Raw genomic sequence first — 17,511 nt, 5'->3', positions numbered from 1 at the left:
TCCTGGCGGCCCTGGCATCTCAAAGGGCAAGGAGTTCAAACCCGGTGACCGGGCATGCGGGCTGCTCGATCGGGGCGCCGAGACTGTGGCGGCAGTTCCTCGACCACAGGATTCCGCCCATCAGACATGTCGATTCGAGTAGTGCATTACTCACGTCGGTGCGCCGACGGCACGCGAAAATCGACATGACGACCGGCGGCCGGCGGTCCCGCTGCTCGACGACCCACGCCTCGCGCGCTCGGCGGGCCACCGGGCGCGATGTGCAACAGAGGGGGCGGGTGATGGCAAACGACGGACCCGGAATCGGGGTGGCACTGTCCGGAGGTGGGCACCGCGCCGCGTTGTTCAACCTCGGCGCGCTGCTGTATCTGATCGACGCCCGCAAGGGCCCTCAGCTGCGATCCGTGTCGTCCGTCTCGGGAGGATCGCTGACCAACGCGTACCTCGGGCATGCCGTCGATTTGTCGACTGTCGACCCCGAGACTGTGTGGGCGCACGCCCGCGCGCTCGCGACCCAGGTCGCCCGCCGCGGGACGCTATGGGCCGCTCCCGTCACCTACCTGTACCTGGGCAGCATCGGGGCGTTGCTGGCACTCGCGGCCACCGTCAGTTTCGTCGGTGCCGGCTGGTGGGTCGCCGCGGTGTGGGTGATCGTGATCGCACTGTGTGGATGGCTGGCCCAGCAGCGCAGCGTAGTGGTTGCCCGCGCCCTCGACACCACGCTCTTCCACCGCAGACCGCTGACATCGATGAACTCCGTTGTGTCACACGTCTTGTGCGCCACCGATCTCCAGATGGGCCAGGCCGTCTTCTTTTCGAGCAACTTCGTCAACTCGTGGCGCACCGGATGGGGCACACCGGGTGACCTGAGGATCGCGCGAGCGGTGCAAGCCTCAGCCGCATTACCCGGGGCCTTCAGTGTGGTGTCGCTGCCGCTGAGCCGCTTCGGTCTGCCTCAGCAGGGCGTCCCCGATCGGCAAGCGCCCCAATGCTTCAAGCTTCTCGATGGGGGCGTCTACGACAACATGGGTTCAGAGTGGTTGTTGGAACTCGATGATCGACTCAAAGGTTCTCCCCCGCCCGGCCTGCAACCGGTCGGCGAAGTCATCGTGGTCAATGCCTCCGCGGACGACGACGTGGTTTCGCGTCCATCGGTCACACTTCCGCTCATCGGCGAGGTCCGAAGCCTGCTGGCGGTCAAGGACGTGATGTACCGCCAGACGACCGCGGTGCGGCGGCGACTGCTCAACACGCGTTACCGCATCTCCCGCGACGACGACCTCGGCAACATCGGCCCCAACGCGGGCGTGTTGCAGGAGGCGTTGCGTGGCACGACGATTCAGATTAATCGCAGCCCATTCGCGATAGCCGATGCCTACAAGTCGGGGTCCGATGCGATTGCCGCTCGCGCACGGGCGGCAATCGTGACACTGGGGGAAGAGAACAGGGCATTCTGGGCAGGCGAGGCCGATCGCAATCGCCGCGTCAAGACGACGTTGTCCCGGGTCTCCCAGGCACGCGCCGAGTCGCTGATCCGGCACGGCTACATCCTGAGCATGGTCAACTGCCACGTTCTGCTCGACTATCCGCTCGTCGGAATTCCGACCGACGAGAAGACTCGTCAGTTGGTCACGCCAGACCCGTTGCGGCGCCGTCGTATCGACAGCCCCGAATCACCGCCGCATCTTCAACCAACGGTTCCACCGCAGTAGCCCCTTCGGCAGCCGGCAAGGAGGCCTCGATGCGCAAATCCCCGGAACGCAGAGCCCTGCGAATATTCGCGTTCGATCCGATGATCTCGCGAGCAGGCGATCATCGTGTCACCGTGGAAGTGCCATATCGCAAGCTCGAACGGACGGAGCGTTCCTTCTGGGACGACCGGCTTGAAGTGGTCGACTACGACGCGGCCGCCGACGTGTACTACAAGGCGGTCCAACTCGACGACGCCGCGATCGCGATGCAGCAGGGCATTGAGCCGTCGGATTCCGATCCGCAGTTCCACCAGCAGATGGTGTACGCGGTCGCCTCGCGTGTGCTCGAGAACTTCGACCGCGCGCTCGGCCGACGCCTGCGGTTCTGGGGCGGCGCGCGGCTGCGCCTCATGCCGCACGCCTTTCAAGGGAGCAACGCGTACTTCGACGACGACCTGAACGCCGTTCTCTTCGGGTACTTCTCCGCTGATGTGGACGATCCCGGCGCGAACCTCCCCGGCCAGCTGATCTTCACCTGCCTGTCGCACGACATCGTGGCTCACGAGGTCGCGCACGCGGCGCTGAGCCGCCTGCATCGCCGGTATAGCGAGCCCACGAACGCGCAGGTGCCCGCCCTGCACGAGGCGTTCGCCGACATCGTCGCGTTGTTCCAGCGCCTGACGTTCCCGGAAGTCGTGGCCGCCGCGATCCGCGAGACGCGCAACAACCTCCTGGATCCGAAGGGACGGCTGCTGGACATCGGCGCGCAATTCGGCTCTGCCGCGGGTAAAGGCCATGCGCTGCGCAGCATCGCGGCCACGCGCGATCCGTCGAAAGTCGCCTCGACCACCGAGCCGCACGCACTCGGCTGGATCCTGGTATCCGCGGTGTACGACGGGTTCGTCGACACCTACGAACGGCGCACCCGCGACCTCATTCGCATCGCGACCGGAGGCAGCGGCAAGCTGCCGGACGGGGAGCTGCATCCAGACCTGGTGAACCGCCTCGCCGGAGAGTGCGTCCGCACGGCGCAGACGGTCCTGTCGATGTGCATCCGCGCCACTGACTACCTGCCGCCTGTCGACCCGACGTTCAGCGATTACCTGCGGGCGATGATCACGGCCGACTTCGAACTGAACCGATCGGACGAGACCGGCGTGCGCGCCTCGATGATCGAGGCGTTCCGTCAACGCGGAATCCGGCCCCAGGCGGTGGGTTCGCTGGCTGTCGAATCGCTGCTGCTCGACGCGCAGCCCGATACCGCGCCGAAGGACATCGACCTCGCGAGGATCGTCGCGGACTTGGTCGAGGTTGGTGCACGTGAGCTCGGCCGGACGACGGGCCCGGCGAAGTCCAGCACCTACACGAAGAGGCCGCGCGCACGCGAGGTGACGAGCCGTTCCGACTGGGACGCGCAGCAGTATCAGTCGCTTTCGGAGCCGCCGAGAGAAGATGCGCAGATCCCCGAAACCGAGGAACCGGACGACGATTGGCGAAGCCTGGGCGGCAGGCTTGGATCTTGGGTGAAGCTGAACCGCCCCAAGCTCGGTCTCGAAATCGACATTCCCGCGGCAGTCGTCGGATTCCATCCGGTGCACCGGATCGCGGCCACTGGCGAGCTCCTGGTCGAGATGGTCGCGCAGATCGTCCAGACCATGAGTGTCGAAGACGACCTCGGTGGCCTGCGCTACCGCGCAGGGCTGACACTCGTTGCCAACATCGACGGTCAGATCCGCTACTACATTCGCAAGCCGTTCCGTGACGACCGGAAGCAAGCCCTGCGCGACCGGGTCACCGCGTTCGACGACGCATACGGGATGGGCTGGAAGCCACGCAATCCCGAACCCAACAGAATCGTCGCGGCGTACTCGGCGCGGGCCATGGACGCACGGAGGTGGCGATGAGCTCGACAATGACGATCCGCATGTACAACGTCGGCTTCGGCGACTCGTTCCTGCTGCTACTGCCCGGCAAGAAGACGATCCTCGTGGACGCCGGCTTCCACAGTCAGGGCAAGGGCGCGTTTACCGCCAACGACCTCGCCAGGCAGATTGTGGCGGACGTCAAGGCGCACAGCGGCAGAGCCCGCATCGATGTCGTCATCGCTACGCACCGGCACCAGGACCATGTGTTCGCTTTCAACTCGGCCGAATGGGAGAACGTCGAGATCGGCGAAGTATGGATGCCCTGGGTCGAGGACCGCGACAACCCGGACGCCAAGAAGCTCTGGAAGAAGCAGCAAGGGTTTGCGATGGCGCTGGCCCAAGCAGCCCCGGGCTTTGACCTCCATCCGGACGACCGTGCGGAGCTGGACTTCCTGCTGTGGAACGCCGGGATCGACATCACCGGCCTCGTGCCCGACGCCGAGCTGGCGGCATGGAGCAACCAGGGAGCGCTGGACGTGCTTCACGACGGGTTCAAGCACCGCGAGCGCTCCGATCCCCGATTTTTGCCCGAAGGCAACGACTTTCCCGAGACCTTCGAAAGCAACGTGATCACCGGGATGAAGGTGCACGTCCTCGGTCCGCCGCGTGATCCCGACGAGATCGAAGAGCTTGATCCCGCGAGCGATGACGAGACCTACAAGGCGCTCATGTTGCAGGCCGCCAGCGTCCGCCACCAGGAGGTGACGGCCCCATTCTCGGCGCAGTGGCGCGTGCCCGCCACCGATCCGGGGCCGAAGCTCGCCGACGACGACCTCAAGCGGCTGAAGGGGCTCGCGCACTCGGCCGACGCGCTGCTGGCCGCGAAAGCCGTTGACGACATGATCAATTCGACAAGCCTGGTGCTCGTGCTGGACATCGGCAGCGCACGCCTGCTGCTGCCGGGCGACGCCGAATGGGGAACCTGGAAGCGCATCCTCGCGAACAACAAAGCGCGCTCGCTGCTGCGTGGCGCATCCTTCTTCAAGGTCGGCCACCACGGCAGCCACAACGCCACGTCCAAGACTCTCGTCGAGAAGGTGTTGCCGCGAGAGATCCCCGCGATGGTTTCCACACAGGCCGGCCTCGGAAGATACCGCAACAACATCCCGCTGGACGAGCTGCTCACGGCTCTCCGAGACCACGAGATCAGCTGTGCACGTAGCGACAAGGGCAACGAGGTGTTGCCGGACGGCTTCGTCGCCGAAGCCAATGCGAAATGGATCGACCTGGAGATCGCCTGCTGAGCCGCTCCGATTCCCGCTGACCGACCCCCGAACGCTCCCCGGACAACACCGAGGACAGCAACGACGGAGCTTCCGAGCGCGGCAGGCGGATCAAGCCAACAGGCGCCCCTGCGGCGATGACGATGCAAGGATGGCCTCCATGACTGTGGTTCTCGTGCACGGCAATCCGGAGACTGACGCGATCTGGGGTCCACTCGTCGATGCGCTCGGTCGCGATGACGTGGTGCGGCTGTCGCCGCCGGGATTCGGTGCACCACTCCCCGACGGCTTTGCTGCGACCTTCCTTGCCTACCGCGACTGGCTCGAAGGTGAGCTGGAGAACATCGACGAACCAGTCGACGTAGTCGGGCATGACTGGGGTGGCGGCCATGTGATGAGCGTCGTCATGCACCGACCCGAACTGGTGCGCAGCTGGGCCACCGATGTGATCGGTGTCCTCGACCCCGACTACGTGTGGCACGACATGGCCCAGGTCTGGCAGACACCCGGAGAAGGCGAGGAACTCGTCGACACCATGCTCGGCGGAACCATCGAGGATCGCGCCGCCCAGATGTCCGGGTTGGGCATCCCGATCGACATCGCAGCCTCGATTGCCGCCGAACAAGGACCAGAGATGGGACGGGCGATCCTCGCGCTGTACCGCTCGGCCCGCCAACCTGCGATGGCGGAGGCCGGGCGAGCGCTGGAGAATGCTCGGGCCCGGCCCGGCCTTTCCCTGCTCGCCACCGACGATCCCTACATCGGCTCCGACGAAATTCGACAGCGAGCGGCGACGCGGGCCGGTGCACGCACGGAGGTACTCGACGGACTGGGACATTGGTGGATGGTGCAGGACCCGGCTGGTGGCGCAGCGGCCCTCACCCGCTTCTGGGACGGCCTCGGCTGAAGCTGCTCGGGACGTCGTGATCCTGACGAACATCTGTTCGCGCTCGAGTTGCCGTCCTTTGTAGGCTGCGAACATGCCGTTAAATGCCGGTGACGTCTTTGCCGGGTACACCATTCAGCGGCTCCTGGGCGCCGGTGGCATGGGCGAGGTCTACCTGGCCCAACATCCTCGCCTTCCCCGTCTGGATGCACTCAAGATCCTCTCGGTGAGCACCACGCGCGATGAGGAGTTCCGCGCCCGGTTCAACCGCGAGGCGGAGCTGGCCGCATCGTTGTGGCATCCGCACATCGTCGGCGTGCACGACCGGGGCGAGTTCGACGGCCGGCTGTGGATCTCGATGGACTACGTCGAGGGCACCGACGCCAAGCACTTGATCGAGCAGAACCCATCTGGGATGCCCTTGCGGGATGTGGTGGAGATCGTCACGGCAGTCGCCGAAGCCCTCGACGTCGCGCATGAACGCAACCTGCTGCACCGCGACGTCAAACCGGCGAACATCCTGGTCACCGTCCCGTCGGGAAGTGCCCGGCGACGCATATTGCTCACCGATTTCGGTATCGCCCGAGAAGCCGACGACGCGAATGGCCTCACGGAGACCGACGTGGCCATCGGTACCGTCGCGTATGTAGCTCCCGAGCAGCTCACCGGGAAGGCGCTCGATGGCAGAGCAGACCAGTACGCCCTGGCGGCGACCGCCTTCCATCTGTTGACCGGCTCGCCTGTCTTCGAAGACACCAATCGCATCGTCCAGGCCGGCAACCACCTCTATGCGCCACCGCCCCGGCTGTCCGAGCGCCGCCGCGACCTCGCCCATCTGGACGCCGTGATGGCGAAGGCGCTGGCCAAACAACCCGACAAGCGCTACGCGCGGTGCCTGGACTTCGCGCGGGCGCTGGGCGGGAGCACGGACGTGTCGACCGCGCCCCAGCCGGTGGCGCCCGCTACGGGCGTTCACACCGCCCCGCTGGAGATCCCCGACGTCCATGAGCGGAGCAGCTCCCCGGAAACCAAACGGCTGGCCATGCTGACGATCCTGGGCACTGCCCGCGGCGTGCAGAAGCAACCGTCCGGACCTGACAGCGACGAGGAGGTCTGGGCCTTCCGCGTCGAGCGCTACGAGTCGACCGGTGAAGCACACACCGTCGTGCCGGTCGAGCTACGCGGCAACTCCATCACGGGCGAACTCTCCGACGGGGATGTGGTGGAGGTCAGCGGCCCCTGGGATGACCGAACGCTGTACGCCGACTCGGTGGTCAATCATTCGGCCGGGAGCCGCGGGCGCCGCCGGCGCAACTCGTTCGAAGTGAGGTCAGGTAATCGCCGCCGAACTCTGACGTCCCGTCCCGTGCGCATCGTCTTGGTTCTGGCCGTGATCGCGATGATCGTTGCCATGTCCGTTCTTCTCATTCGCGGTTCGGGATCGTCGTCGCACAGCGCCCCGGGGCCAATAGTGACGCCCGAGAGTGCGACGGTGTTCTCCCCCGGCGGCTCACCAGACCATCCGGATCAGGCGAGTCTGGCCGTCGACGGCAACCCGGATACGTCGTGGTCCACCGATATCTATCAGGATGCCGCGCCGTTCCCGGCCTTCAAACAAGGTGTCGGCCTGCTACTTCAGCTCCCCTCGCCGACCGCTTTGAGCGAGGTGACGATCGACGTGCCCAGCACCGGAACAGAAGTCCAGATTCGCGCGGCCGACAGTGCTCACCCGAGCAACCTGTCCGACACAACCGAGCTGACGCCGACCGTGGCGTTACAGCCCGGGGAAAACATCATCACCGTCGACAATCGGACGGAAACATCCAATGTGCTGGTGTGGATTTCCAAGTTGGGCACCCTCGATGGGCAGAGCCGCACCACCATCTCAGAGATCACGCTGCGGGCCACCGGCGATTGATGCAATTTCCAGATGGCATCCCGGCCTACCAGGCCTCTATCAGCTGCGTCGTCTGCGGCACCTGACGCTAATATCCGGGTGTGGTCTGGATGCCGGAGGATGATGAATTGTCTTCTTGACCATCGGAGTTCGGGTTGACGGGCTAGCTGGGACGCTGCCATTTCGGTGGAGTGCGCCATGGAGGACGTTCGCTCGGCCGGGTCTGTCATCGCGCCCCTCCAAAGTGACCACCAACCGGTCCCCCGGGCTGCTCCGCGCGCTTTCGGCCGGGACCTGGAATTACCAGTTGGTGGTGGTACCGGCTAACGGGGTGCGAGTTGGGGGCCAGCACCAGTGGTTTCGCCCCGCGTGTTGGGAACCCTGGAGTAGAGACACGAAATCACAAACAAGGGAGCGTGGTGGCAGTGAATACAACCTACAAACGATCGAGAATGCCAACAGTGGCTGTGGTGGCGAGCGCAGCCGCAGCGCTGGGGATCTTGCTCGCACCAAATGCTCAAGCCGCACCCGGAGCCAACTGCAGAAATGACGGCGGCTCCGTGCTGTGCCAGTCCCCTGGCAACGCGCAGGTGTACTCAGGGCCGCCGAGCACCAGCCCGGGAATGGGCATCGGCGCCAATGGCCCCTACGGACCGTGGGGAAACGTGCCGCCGCTGAAGTAGAAACCGCAGCAAGGGCTGCCGATGAGGTGGTTTGACCCGCACGAACTGAGTACCAATTCCGTTGCATGACAACATAATTAGCCAGGCATTGCGCAGCCACGTTCATCGACCGTATGGAGGTCCCGGCCGCCCCGCTCGTGGTCGATGACGAAGCAATGGACGAAATCCAGTGGAGGCTTTGCTATCGGCGGCGGCAGCCAGTAGTGCGTCGCCGCCAGCACTGCTTCAATGGGTCCAGGACGAAGGAGTCGATATGTCTGACCGGTTCAGCGTTGATGCCCATGTGACGTGGAACTCGGAGGCCGGACACGTGTCGGGCACGGTGACGAAGATCCGCACGAAGGATTTCGAATACAAGGGTTACACGCGGCGGGCGTCCCCGGACGATCCGCAGTACGAGACCAAGAGCGACAAAACCGACCACATCGCCGCTCATAAGGGCAGCGCCTTGCGGCTGGTCGATGAGTGAGCCGTTCTTCACGGCCGGACACTCCACCCGAACGCTCGATGAGTTCGTCGACCTGTTACGCGGTAGCAGTGTCGGGCTGATTGTTGATACCCGGAAGCTTCCCGGCTCCACACGGTATCCGCAGTTCGACCAGGAAACGCTCTCAAGGTGCCTGAACGAGGTCGGGATCGGGTACCGGGCCTCGAAAGGCCTGACTGGGCGTCGTCCAATGAGCAAGGAAGTGTCATTCGAAGTCAATGCCTGGTGGAAGAACCGTAGCTTCCACAACTATGCCGACTATGCACTCTCCGACGACTTCACGCGCGCCCTCGCTGAACTGCGCATGGAACTCACCACAGTTCGAGTCGCCGACCTGAGGGACACCGATACCGGTCGTCAAACCGACACCATCGCTACCGGCGCTGCCCCAATCGCGTTGCCACGACGAAAGCTCGAGGTCTCTCAACGCACCGGGAGTCAGGTTTGTAACCGACCTTTCCTTCAGAATCTTTGGCGAGAAGCCGATCCGGGAGCGCGAGCGTGAAAATAGTGCGCACGGTCTCCAGGTATTGACGTACGAGCGGGCCGGTCGTGTACGGCAGGTCGAAGCGGCCGCATATGGACCGAACCTGCGGAGCGATCTGTGCGTAGCGGTTGCTCGGCAGATCCGGAAAGAGGTGGTGCTCAATCTGGTAGCAGAGGTTTCCGCTGAGGAACGCCAACACCGGCCCGGCGCGGAAGTTCGCGGTGCCGAGCATTTGTCGCAGATACCATTCGGATTTGGACTCGTCCTCCAGCGCGGCGGGTGCGAATTTCTGCGTACCGTCGCCTAGGTGCCCGCAGCAGATCACCACGTAAGCCCACACGTTGCGCAACATGTTGGCGGTCGCGTTCGCGGTGAGCGTGCGGCGCCATCGTCGAAGACTCAGCGCGGGAAAGATCAAATAGTCCTTCCCAACCTGCCGTGCCACCTTGCCGACCAAGGCTCGAGTGAGCGCGGATTTGTCGGCGCGAGTCGCCGCGCGCTTCTGCTGCGACTCCCACCCCTGCAGGGCGATGCCCCATTCGAACATGATGGCCAGCAACATGCTCCGTAGCGGCTGCAGTAGATTGGTCGACCGCCACTGCTGGTCGCGGGTGACCCGCATGATGCCGTATCCGAGGTCGTCGTCCACGCCGATCACGTTCGTGAACACGTGGTGGCGGTAGTTGTGGGCGTACCGCCACTGCGAGGAGACACCGGCCATGTCCCACTCCCACGTGCTGGAGTGGATTTCCGGATCGTTCATCCAATCCCATTGACCGTGGCAGATGTTGTGACCGAGTTCCATGTTTTCGATGCTTTTCGCGGTGGCCAGCGCGGCGGTTCCCAGTGCCCAGCCGGACCCGCCTCGGCTGCCGGCGATCATGAGCCGTGCGATGATGTCGAGGCAGCGCTGAAACGCGATGGCCCGCTGGATGTATGCCCGATCTTGTTCACCGCGCGAATTCTCGATGTCGCGACGGATTGCCTCGAGTTCGACTCCGAGCTCCTCGAGGTCGGCCTCGCAAAGGTGCGCGTATTCGGCTGCGTCTGTTACTGCCATCTTCTTGCCAAGTCTGTAATTAGTTTCGGGTCATACGTATTCGCACAGGACGAACGCGAGTGGGAGAAGCGTGGAGTGCGGCGTCGAGATCACGTCCGTTCGTGATTGTCTTGTGGAGGTTCGGCGGTGTGCGCGGGAGCGGCACCGGGAACCGAGAGCCGCGCGGCCAGTCCGCTGAGCAGAATGTCGAGCCCGCGGTCGAGTTCGGCCAGTCCGTCGTAGGTAGCCCATATTGGTGCGAGCTCGCGAAGGTGTCCGAACTGGTCGATCGGAAGCCGGTGTAGTCCCAAGCGCAAGACGTGGTCGGTTTCCTCGGGCCGCTCGACGATTTCCTGCAGTTCGGTAAGCACGTGCCCGTACAGGAACCCGAACAACGCCCGGTAGACGTGCAGCGCGTCCTCTCCGGTGAACCCGGCACCGATGAGCAGGGTGAGGATCTCTTCGAGGTGCCGCAGGATTCCCGGTGGGCGCATCCCAAGCGGTGTTGCCAGCGGGCGGGTGACCAACAAAGGCACCACGTTGGGATGCGCACGTGCCAGATCGCGGAACTCGTGGCCGAGCTTGCGTAATGCAGCGGCCCAATCCGGCGTTGTGGTGTCCAGCGAAAGCTGTTCGAAGACCATCTCGACGACTCCGTCGAGCACCGCAGCCTTGTTCGGCACATGCCGATACAGGGCCATTGGGTCGCGTCCGAGCGCCTCACCGAGTCGCCGCATCGAGAGCCTGTCGACGCCGTCGCGGTCGATGATCTCCAGAGCGCTTGCCAGGACCGCTGCGCGGGTGATCGGCACGCCCTCACCGTTCGACTCGATGTTACGGGCGCCGGTCGCGGGTGGACCTCCGGGCGGTGCGGTCATGAATGCTGCCACCTTTCGACGTGTCTCCAGTGTTGTCCTCCACTGTAGGCCTACACCGTAGACCCCACAACGACGCACAGCCTCGGATCATCGACAGGGTAGAACTATGCTGTAGACATACACTGTTGACAACCCCACCGATGGGGCGTGTACTGGACTTCTAAGTATCAGTAGAGGCGCCGCCATGATCGTCATCGTTGGATCGGTTGTTTGGCTCGTCGCGGTGGTCGTGGGGTTCACCGGGCCGACGCAGGCCGCTCCCCTCCGGGATCTACGTCGGCCTATTCCGAAGCTCGGCTTGATCGTGTTGGCGGCGCGTGCACGCGCCGCGGTTGCCTCCCCGGCAAAACGAACCTCAAACGCATGCCTTCGTCCCGCGATCGCGGGACGTGAACTACGGAGAACGAGGAGCCGCGAAATGAGTTTTGGTAGAGAGGTCGCCCACAAAGCCGAAGCGGCTGTGGGCAGCATGAAGAAAGCCTTCGGCCGCGCCACCGGCAACACCCGTCTGCGGGTTGAGGGACGCGCCGGCCAGTTCAAAGGCAACACCAAACAGGCAGGCGACAAGCTGAAAGACGCCTTCAAACACTGATCTCGGGCAAACCCGCCCCCGACCATCCACATCGAAACTAGGTAACTGCCATGATCATCCTCGGAATCGTCATGATCGTTCTGGGGCTCCTCCTCCCCAGCCTCGTCCCCACATTCGCTTTCGCTCACGTTGTCCTGGTCATCGGCGTCATCCTGCTGGTCGTGGGCCTGCTCATGATGCTGATGGGGCGGACGGGTCACGCCGTCGGCGGCCGGCGTCACTACTACTGACCGGCCCGTGGGTCATGGCCGACGACCTTGAATCGACGGCCATGATCGGCCCGTGCCCCCCCTGCAGAACTCACGTTTCAACAATCGCAAGGAGCCGATATGGCTACCAGCACTATGGTTTTCGTCTTCCTCGTGGTGTGCGCCACGATGGTGCCCATCTCTGTCTTCGCGTGGGTGGCAGGCACTAGACGCGACAAAGTTCGCTCTGCGCACCACGGCATCCACCGATCCGTGGAACTGGACGCACCGGAAGTTCGCCGGCGCGAGGCATGGGCTGACGAGGCCGCCGCCGGCAGCGCTGAGCGCGGCCATAGGCGGGTATCTGGGCGCCCCCAGCATGGGGCCTGTCTCAACGGGACGCCATCCGCTGCAACACGGCGGCGAATTCCCCTCAACAGCTCGACGACCCAGTGGGACCGAGCCGACACGATGAATACCGTTTCACAAGCCCCTCGTGCAGATGTGAATGCCGAACGCAAGGAACGCCAAGGCAATTGACAGTCTCAGAGGTGCGCCGGACAGTCGGCATAGAGGAAGAGTTCCACGTTGTCGACCTCACAACCCGACGGCTGGCCGCGCGGGCGCCAGAGCTGCTGCAACTACTGTCTGACGGCTATGTGGCCGAGTTGCAGCGCTGTGTGGTGGAGACGAACGGCAGTGTGGTCAGCACTCTTTCAGATCTGCGAGCTGATCTGATCGCCCGACGCCGAGTCCTCGTCGACACCGCCGCTACTCTCGGGTTGGGCGTGGTCGCCGCGGGCGCCGTTCCGTTGTCGGTGCCCAGCGAGATGCGAGTGACCCAGACTTTCCGTTATCAGCAGATGCTTGCCGAATATCAGCTGTTGGCACGCGAACAACTGATCTGCGGGACTCAGATCCACGTGGGGATCGACGACCGCGATGAGTCTGTCCTGGTGGCCGGCCGGGTGGCCGCCTACGTCCCCACCCTGCTTGCGCTGAGCGCGAGTTCGCCATTCTGGTCCGACGGATCTGACACCGGCTACAGCAGTGTCCGCACACTGGTCTGGCAACGGTGGCCGACCACTGGTTTGGCACCCCCGGCCACGTCAGCCGCGGAATACGACACGTTGATCTCCAATCTAGTTGCGACCGGAGTGATCACCGATGCGGGGATGTCGTATTTTGACGTTCGCCCCGCCCTGCGAACTCCCACCTTGGAACTGCGCGTGTGTGACAGCTGCCCACGCACCGACACCATCGTGCTCATCGCGGCGTTGTTCCGCGCGCTCGTCGAACGCGAGATCGAGGGAATACGCGCTGGGGTGCCTGCCGCCATGGTGGTCCCCCCACTCGGCCGCGCCGCACTGTGGCGAGCCGCTCGGTCAGGGTTGGAAGGCGACCTGGTGGACTTGATACATCCGGCCAGCCGACCCGCGGGCGATATGGTCACCGACTTGGTCCAGATGCTCCGCCCACAGCTGGAGGCGTCGGGAGACTGGCAGGCCGTCGAGGAATTGGCGCGCCAGGCACTGACGGACGGCAGCTCGGCGGCCCGGCAGCGTCGCGTCATGCGCATGAGCAACAACCTGTTCGACGTCGTGGATCACCTCATCGCCGAGACGGCAGACATCGCGCCTCGTGCCCAAGGTGCGTTGGGCAACACGGCATGACAGGACCGACGATGAGGACTCCCGGCCCGCATTCAGACTGGATCAGCGTAGGATCACAACTATCGGCGGTACTTCGTACACGCAACCATTTCGGGTGTGTCATCGCTGATTTGAAGGACAGGACCGCGTCAACGCGGTCCAGACGGGAGCGTCGTCATGACGCCACAGCAGACACGCAGAAATGATCAGAACTCCACCGTGCCGGCGCGTACGCCACGCCTACGGTTGAAGCCCAAGGCGCCACATAGTGGCTATGTCGACGGGGCGTGGTGGCCTCACAGCGATGACCTCAGCGCAGAACTGCCAGACCTGTTGGCCGTGCTCTCGGTCCGCCTGGGCCGCATCGACCGGGTGTTGTATCACCTGAGCGCATGGGCGACAGCGCCACGAAAACTGGTCACCGGAGGGCGGGCGGTACGCCTGGATGGGTATCGGCGGCAGCCGATCAACACCGTTGAAGTTCTCGGGCTCGACGGTGACCGGCTCACGCTACTGGTAATCGCGCCCCACACCGACGCCGACGACGCCCACCACACCATGATGACCGCGGCGCAACCCCACAACGCCGCGACCGTCGACGGATTGCTCATGATCGGCCAACGAGACCGGGACAGACGCACCCAAGCGTCTGCTGCTCAGGAACGATGGGAATCAGAAGGTGGAACCACGGCTTCCTCACGGTTGGCGCAACTACGCGACTGACACGGGGAGCCCCGGGTCCGCATACATCACCGATGGAGCATCGCCGGTTGATGTGGCGTGGCGCATACTATTTGGTGATCGAGTGATTCGCATACAGCAAGCGAGTAAATTCGAAGCTGGCATATTGCTCATGCACGATGATGAAACAGGCCGTGGGGTTTCCGCTTCTCATCTCCGGTCACCTGGGTCCAGCCTCCCGCCGGATAAGTCGCGGCCTGCATTGTTCCGGCACGGACAACTTCCAATGACCCGTCGGTGTGTTTGATGTAGCGATCGCCGAAGCGGGCAAACTCATCAGTGGCACCGTCGTTGCGGGTTACTTGTACCGTCATGGTCAAATCCGATCTCTGACGACATCGTCAGCGTCATGTTGTTCAGAAGTGTTCACCGAATGGATATTCGGGAACGCACTGTGTGGTTACGAGGTCTGTGACGCCCAGCGCTGCTGGGCAACAGCGGCCCGGTCCAGACTGACCCGGACGCGCGGCTCAATCCCGAGAAGGCGGTCCACACGGGTCTCGTCGCTGGGATGTGCGGCCCTCATCATTGTCGCGTGCGCGTCGGATGCGTCCGCGTGTACAGCTACGATCAGCAGGTCGAGTCGACGGAGCCCGGGTCCCAGCAGGCTGATAGTTGAAGTCGGTTGGCGCTCATAGCCATCCAGCTTGACTGAACCGTCACCAGTGGTGAGTTTTCGAGGCGCCGGCCGCCAGTCAGACAATCGGTAGAGAACGCGTTCGACGTGTCCCAGCTTGACGGACAGCGCCGCTAGAAGGTCGGGAAGTTCCGCGCTGAGGTCATCACCGCGGGGCCACCACGCCCCATCGACAAACCCAATGCGTCGCGCCTTCGGCTTCAACCGCAATCTTGGAGTACGTGACAGGCCTTGCATCCGTGGCGAGTTCTCAACAGCTTGTAGCGTCATGTGGACGCTCCCATCTATGGCCGAGCAAACCGACCTGTCGAATGGATGCTCCAAACCCGAACGGGAATCTGTATGACGGAGCACCAATAAGTTTGACGATACTCGCAGTCACACAATAAAGCGACAGACAGGGCTGTGCAGCGCCGGGTTCGTGAGCTTTTATCGGTTGCGCGCGGCCAAGATGCGGCAATCAGATTGCGCTCGACCACGTTTGGTCACGATTGGGCGAAAGCGATTTCAACAGAAGTCATCCGACAGTTCGGCACACTGAACCGGCACCGCAGGCGGAGGCGGAGGCGGACGCATCAGACGGACTGAACACCGGCCTCGAGCAAACGCTTCGGATGCATGCCGTCGACCTGACCGATGAAGGGTGGGTGGATGCTGTAGCCGAGCATGCGGCGGATGTCCTCGGAGACGGCCCGCACGGTGTCGCGGGTCATCGACAAGGTGAATGCCTCCTGCGGACGCAGCCACGGCTCGCAGTACTGCGCGGTCAGGGCCAGGCGTGCATTCGCAGAACGGTTGGCGCCGCCGCCGTGCCACAGGGTTCCGACGAAGAACACGCAGGATCCGGCGCTCATCACCACCGGCTCGCGGTCGGTGGGCTCGGGCAGTCGATCACCCCACTCGTGGCTACCCGCGACGATGTCGGTGGCGCCGTTGTCGGCGGTGAAGTCGTCGATCGCCCAGATCGTGGCCGCGCCCAGTGCCTTTCGCGGTCGGGGCAGCGGATAGAAGCCGTCATCGGTGTGCAACATCTGGGCCTGCTCCCCCGGCAGGATGTTGATCACCTGCAGCATGGACAACAGGTAGTTGGGCATGAACAACCGATCCAGCAGCGCCAGCACCCGCGGATGGTCGGCGATGCGGTCGCAGCTGCGGGTCTTGTTCAACACGCTGTACACCCGCTGGGTGGAGTGTCCTTCAAATCCGTTGCGGCCCAGCAGATCTAACAGTGTACCTACAGAATTCCGAATCTCGTCGAGCTCGGCGGCACTCAGCAGATCAGGCAGGACCACGTACCCGTCGCGCAGCACCGCCGCCAGGTCTGCGTCTGCCAGCGCAGGGTCCACCTGCTCACCACTGCTACGGGTCCGCCGATACGTACCGGCCAGGTCGCCGGCCAACTCCGTCAACGACGTCACTTCAGTGCTCATATCGCCCTCACCGAAACATAACTGACTTCTGTTATGGTTCGGACTATGGCACGCGCGCCGGTCGGACGTCAACAACTGATCGATGCCGCGCGCGACGAACTCGTGCACGGAAACGGCGTCTTCGAACTCAGCGGGCTGACCCGTCGCGCCGGCCTCAGTACCGGCGCCCTCTATCACCATTTCGGATCGAAGAGCGGGCTTCTGACCGCGATCTATGACGGCTTCTACGACGGGTTGCGCCACGCGATCGCCGATGCCCACCTACCCGACGGAGATTGGGCTACTCGTGAACGCAACCGCACTCACCGCTTCGTCGCCTATCACCTTGCCGACCCGCTGGCGCCGATTCTGCTCAACCGTACCGCCGGCGACCCGCAGCTCACCGAACTCGGGGAGGCCTACATTCACGACCTCATCGACAGCGCCGCCGCCAACATCCGCCATGGACAGCAACTCGGCGCACTCCCAACAGATCTGGACCCCGACAGTGCCGCGGCTTACGTCATCGGAGGCCTGCGTCACGGCATCGCGCAACAGCTCCGAGTCATCCCGACGCCGAATTCCGATCAAGCCACACAGACACTTTGGCGCTTCACTGCTGCGGTCCTCGGCATCACCTAGGCCGATGACCCAACGGTGTCAGTCCCGGTCGTCGCGACCGCGCCCCGTGAACCGGTTGATGGCGGAGACGCCCGGCAGGTTCGTCAACATCCGGAACACGTCATTGCCCGTGTTGATCAACGATTCCAGTTGCGGCAGGAGGCGGTCCAACGTACGGAACATCGGGTCGGCCATGGCCATATACCGTTCGGTCCGATCGATGGTGGTGTTGAGCCGTTCTGTCGCGACCGCAAGATTCTCCAGCAGATCGGGTAACTGGGCGGCAAGTTGAGCCGACGCCGGCGGAATGCGCATCGCGCCGCTTGCCACCGCCTGGGCGGCGCCGACGGCGGACTGAGCCGTCTCGACGGCTGCCTGAGCGGCCGATTTGAGGTCGCTGGGTTTAGGTACCTTCTGGCTACTCATACCGCTAACTGTCCCCCCACGTCGGCCACTTCGTCAGCAATATGCTCGA

General features: G+C 63.9%; 18 protein-coding genes and 1 pseudogene. 13 read left to right on the top strand and 6 right to left on the bottom strand.

The window, feature by feature from the left end; all coding sequences use genetic code 11:
* Positions 1-281: 281 nt before the first annotated feature.
* The 8 genes and pseudogenes from AC4ELS_RS02620 to AC4ELS_RS02585 all read left to right on the top strand — a co-directional run.
* Positions 282-1,712, top strand: coding sequence for a patatin-like phospholipase family protein (locus tag AC4ELS_RS02620; RefSeq protein ID WP_448447399.1), 1,431 nt, complete (start codon positions 282-284; stop codon positions 1,710-1,712).
* Between the two features lie 29 nt (positions 1,713-1,741).
* Positions 1,742-3,595, top strand: a complete 1,854-nt coding sequence (locus AC4ELS_RS02615) for a gluzincin family metallopeptidase (RefSeq protein ID WP_135360179.1) — start codon at positions 1,742-1,744, stop codon at positions 3,593-3,595.
* Positions 3,592-4,860, top strand: a complete 1,269-nt coding sequence (locus tag AC4ELS_RS02610) for an MBL fold metallo-hydrolase (protein ID WP_135360178.1) — start codon at positions 3,592-3,594, stop codon at positions 4,858-4,860. The genes AC4ELS_RS02615 and AC4ELS_RS02610 overlap by 4 nt, the downstream gene beginning before the upstream one ends.
* A gap of 139 nt (positions 4,861-4,999) precedes the next feature.
* Positions 5,000-5,746 carry an alpha/beta fold hydrolase gene (locus tag AC4ELS_RS02605; protein WP_135360177.1) on the top strand — a complete coding sequence of 249 codons (747 nt, stop codon included), beginning with the start codon at positions 5,000-5,002 and terminating at the stop codon, positions 5,744-5,746.
* Positions 5,747-5,819: 73 nt separating this feature from the next.
* Positions 5,820-7,643: a serine/threonine-protein kinase gene (locus AC4ELS_RS02600; RefSeq protein WP_499045692.1), complete on the top strand. Its 1,824-nt coding sequence runs from the start codon at positions 5,820-5,822 to the stop codon at positions 7,641-7,643.
* Positions 7,644-8,074: 431 nt separating this feature from the next.
* On the top strand, positions 8,075-8,305 hold the full coding sequence (locus AC4ELS_RS02595) for a hypothetical protein (protein ID WP_499045690.1): 231 nt from the start codon (positions 8,075-8,077) through the stop codon (positions 8,303-8,305).
* Between the two features lie 253 nt (positions 8,306-8,558).
* Entirely contained in the window at positions 8,559-8,774 is a 216-nt protein-coding gene (locus AC4ELS_RS02590) for a hypervirulence associated TUDOR domain-containing protein (RefSeq protein ID WP_135360174.1), read from the top strand.
* Positions 8,767-9,096 (top strand): annotated as a pseudogene (locus AC4ELS_RS02585) (DUF488 domain-containing protein); the annotation flags it as partial. The gene AC4ELS_RS02590 and the pseudogene AC4ELS_RS02585, both read left to right, overlap by 8 nt.
* Positions 9,097-9,166: 70 nt before the next feature.
* Here AC4ELS_RS02585 and AC4ELS_RS02580 read toward each other — a convergent pair.
* Both AC4ELS_RS02580 and AC4ELS_RS02575 read right to left on the bottom strand, forming a co-directional pair.
* Complete coding sequence (locus AC4ELS_RS02580; RefSeq protein WP_418007517.1) at positions 9,167-10,339, bottom strand: fatty acid desaturase family protein; 1,173 nt, start codon at positions 10,337-10,339, stop codon at positions 9,167-9,169.
* An 89-nt stretch (positions 10,340-10,428) separates the two neighbouring features.
* The gene (locus AC4ELS_RS02575; protein WP_135360172.1) at positions 10,429-11,196 is read right to left on the bottom strand and encodes a TetR/AcrR family transcriptional regulator; all 768 of its coding nucleotides are present in this window, start codon (positions 11,194-11,196) and stop codon (positions 10,429-10,431) included.
* 418 nt (positions 11,197-11,614) lie between these two features.
* Between AC4ELS_RS02575 and AC4ELS_RS02570 the strand changes: the two genes are divergently transcribed.
* The 4 genes from AC4ELS_RS02570 (at position 11,615) to AC4ELS_RS02555 (ending at position 14,351) form a co-directional block, all read left to right on the top strand.
* Complete coding sequence (locus AC4ELS_RS02570) at positions 11,615-11,788, top strand: CsbD family protein (protein ID WP_418022816.1); 174 nt, start codon at positions 11,615-11,617, stop codon at positions 11,786-11,788.
* 50 nt (positions 11,789-11,838) lie between these two features.
* Positions 11,839-12,018, top strand: coding sequence for a DUF6131 family protein (locus AC4ELS_RS02565; RefSeq protein ID WP_135360171.1), 180 nt, complete (start codon positions 11,839-11,841; stop codon positions 12,016-12,018).
* Positions 12,019-12,428: 410 nt separating this feature from the next.
* Positions 12,429-13,649: a carboxylate-amine ligase gene (locus AC4ELS_RS02560; RefSeq protein WP_498883293.1), complete on the top strand. Its 1,221-nt coding sequence runs from the start codon at positions 12,429-12,431 to the stop codon at positions 13,647-13,649.
* 156 nt (positions 13,650-13,805) lie between these two features.
* Entirely contained in the window at positions 13,806-14,351 is a 546-nt protein-coding gene (locus tag AC4ELS_RS02555; RefSeq protein ID WP_237165857.1) for a DUF5994 family protein, read from the top strand.
* A 128-nt stretch (positions 14,352-14,479) separates the two neighbouring features.
* Here the strand turns inward: AC4ELS_RS02555 and AC4ELS_RS02550 are convergent, their stop codons facing one another.
* The 3 genes from AC4ELS_RS02550 to AC4ELS_RS02540 all read right to left on the bottom strand — a co-directional run bounded on the left by AC4ELS_RS02550 (position 14,480) and on the right by AC4ELS_RS02540 (position 16,436).
* Positions 14,480-14,683, bottom strand: a complete 204-nt coding sequence (locus AC4ELS_RS02550; RefSeq protein WP_135360169.1) for a hypothetical protein — start codon at positions 14,681-14,683, stop codon at positions 14,480-14,482.
* A gap of 86 nt (positions 14,684-14,769) precedes the next feature.
* Positions 14,770-15,276, bottom strand: coding sequence for a DUF5994 family protein (locus AC4ELS_RS02545; RefSeq protein WP_135360168.1), 507 nt, complete (start codon positions 15,274-15,276; stop codon positions 14,770-14,772).
* A 305-nt stretch (positions 15,277-15,581) separates the two neighbouring features.
* Positions 15,582-16,436 carry a phytanoyl-CoA dioxygenase family protein gene (locus AC4ELS_RS02540; RefSeq protein ID WP_448447386.1) on the bottom strand — a complete coding sequence of 285 codons (855 nt, stop codon included), beginning with the start codon at positions 16,434-16,436 and terminating at the stop codon, positions 15,582-15,584.
* A 33-nt stretch (positions 16,437-16,469) separates the two neighbouring features.
* On the opposite strand from AC4ELS_RS02540, the gene AC4ELS_RS02535 reads away from it, so the two are divergent.
* Positions 16,470-17,057: a TetR/AcrR family transcriptional regulator gene (locus tag AC4ELS_RS02535; protein WP_526023050.1), complete on the top strand. Its 588-nt coding sequence runs from the start codon at positions 16,470-16,472 to the stop codon at positions 17,055-17,057.
* 18 nt (positions 17,058-17,075) lie between these two features.
* On the opposite strand, the gene AC4ELS_RS02530 is transcribed toward AC4ELS_RS02535, so the two are convergent.
* Positions 17,076-17,462, bottom strand: coding sequence for a hypothetical protein (locus tag AC4ELS_RS02530; RefSeq protein WP_064881447.1), 387 nt, complete (start codon positions 17,460-17,462; stop codon positions 17,076-17,078).
* Between the last annotated feature and the right edge of the window lie 49 nt (positions 17,463-17,511).

Source organism: Mycobacterium shunyiense (assembly GCF_058270035.1).
Note: the sequence above shows the minus strand (reverse complement) of the source record. Positions and strands in the feature narration are given on the sequence as shown.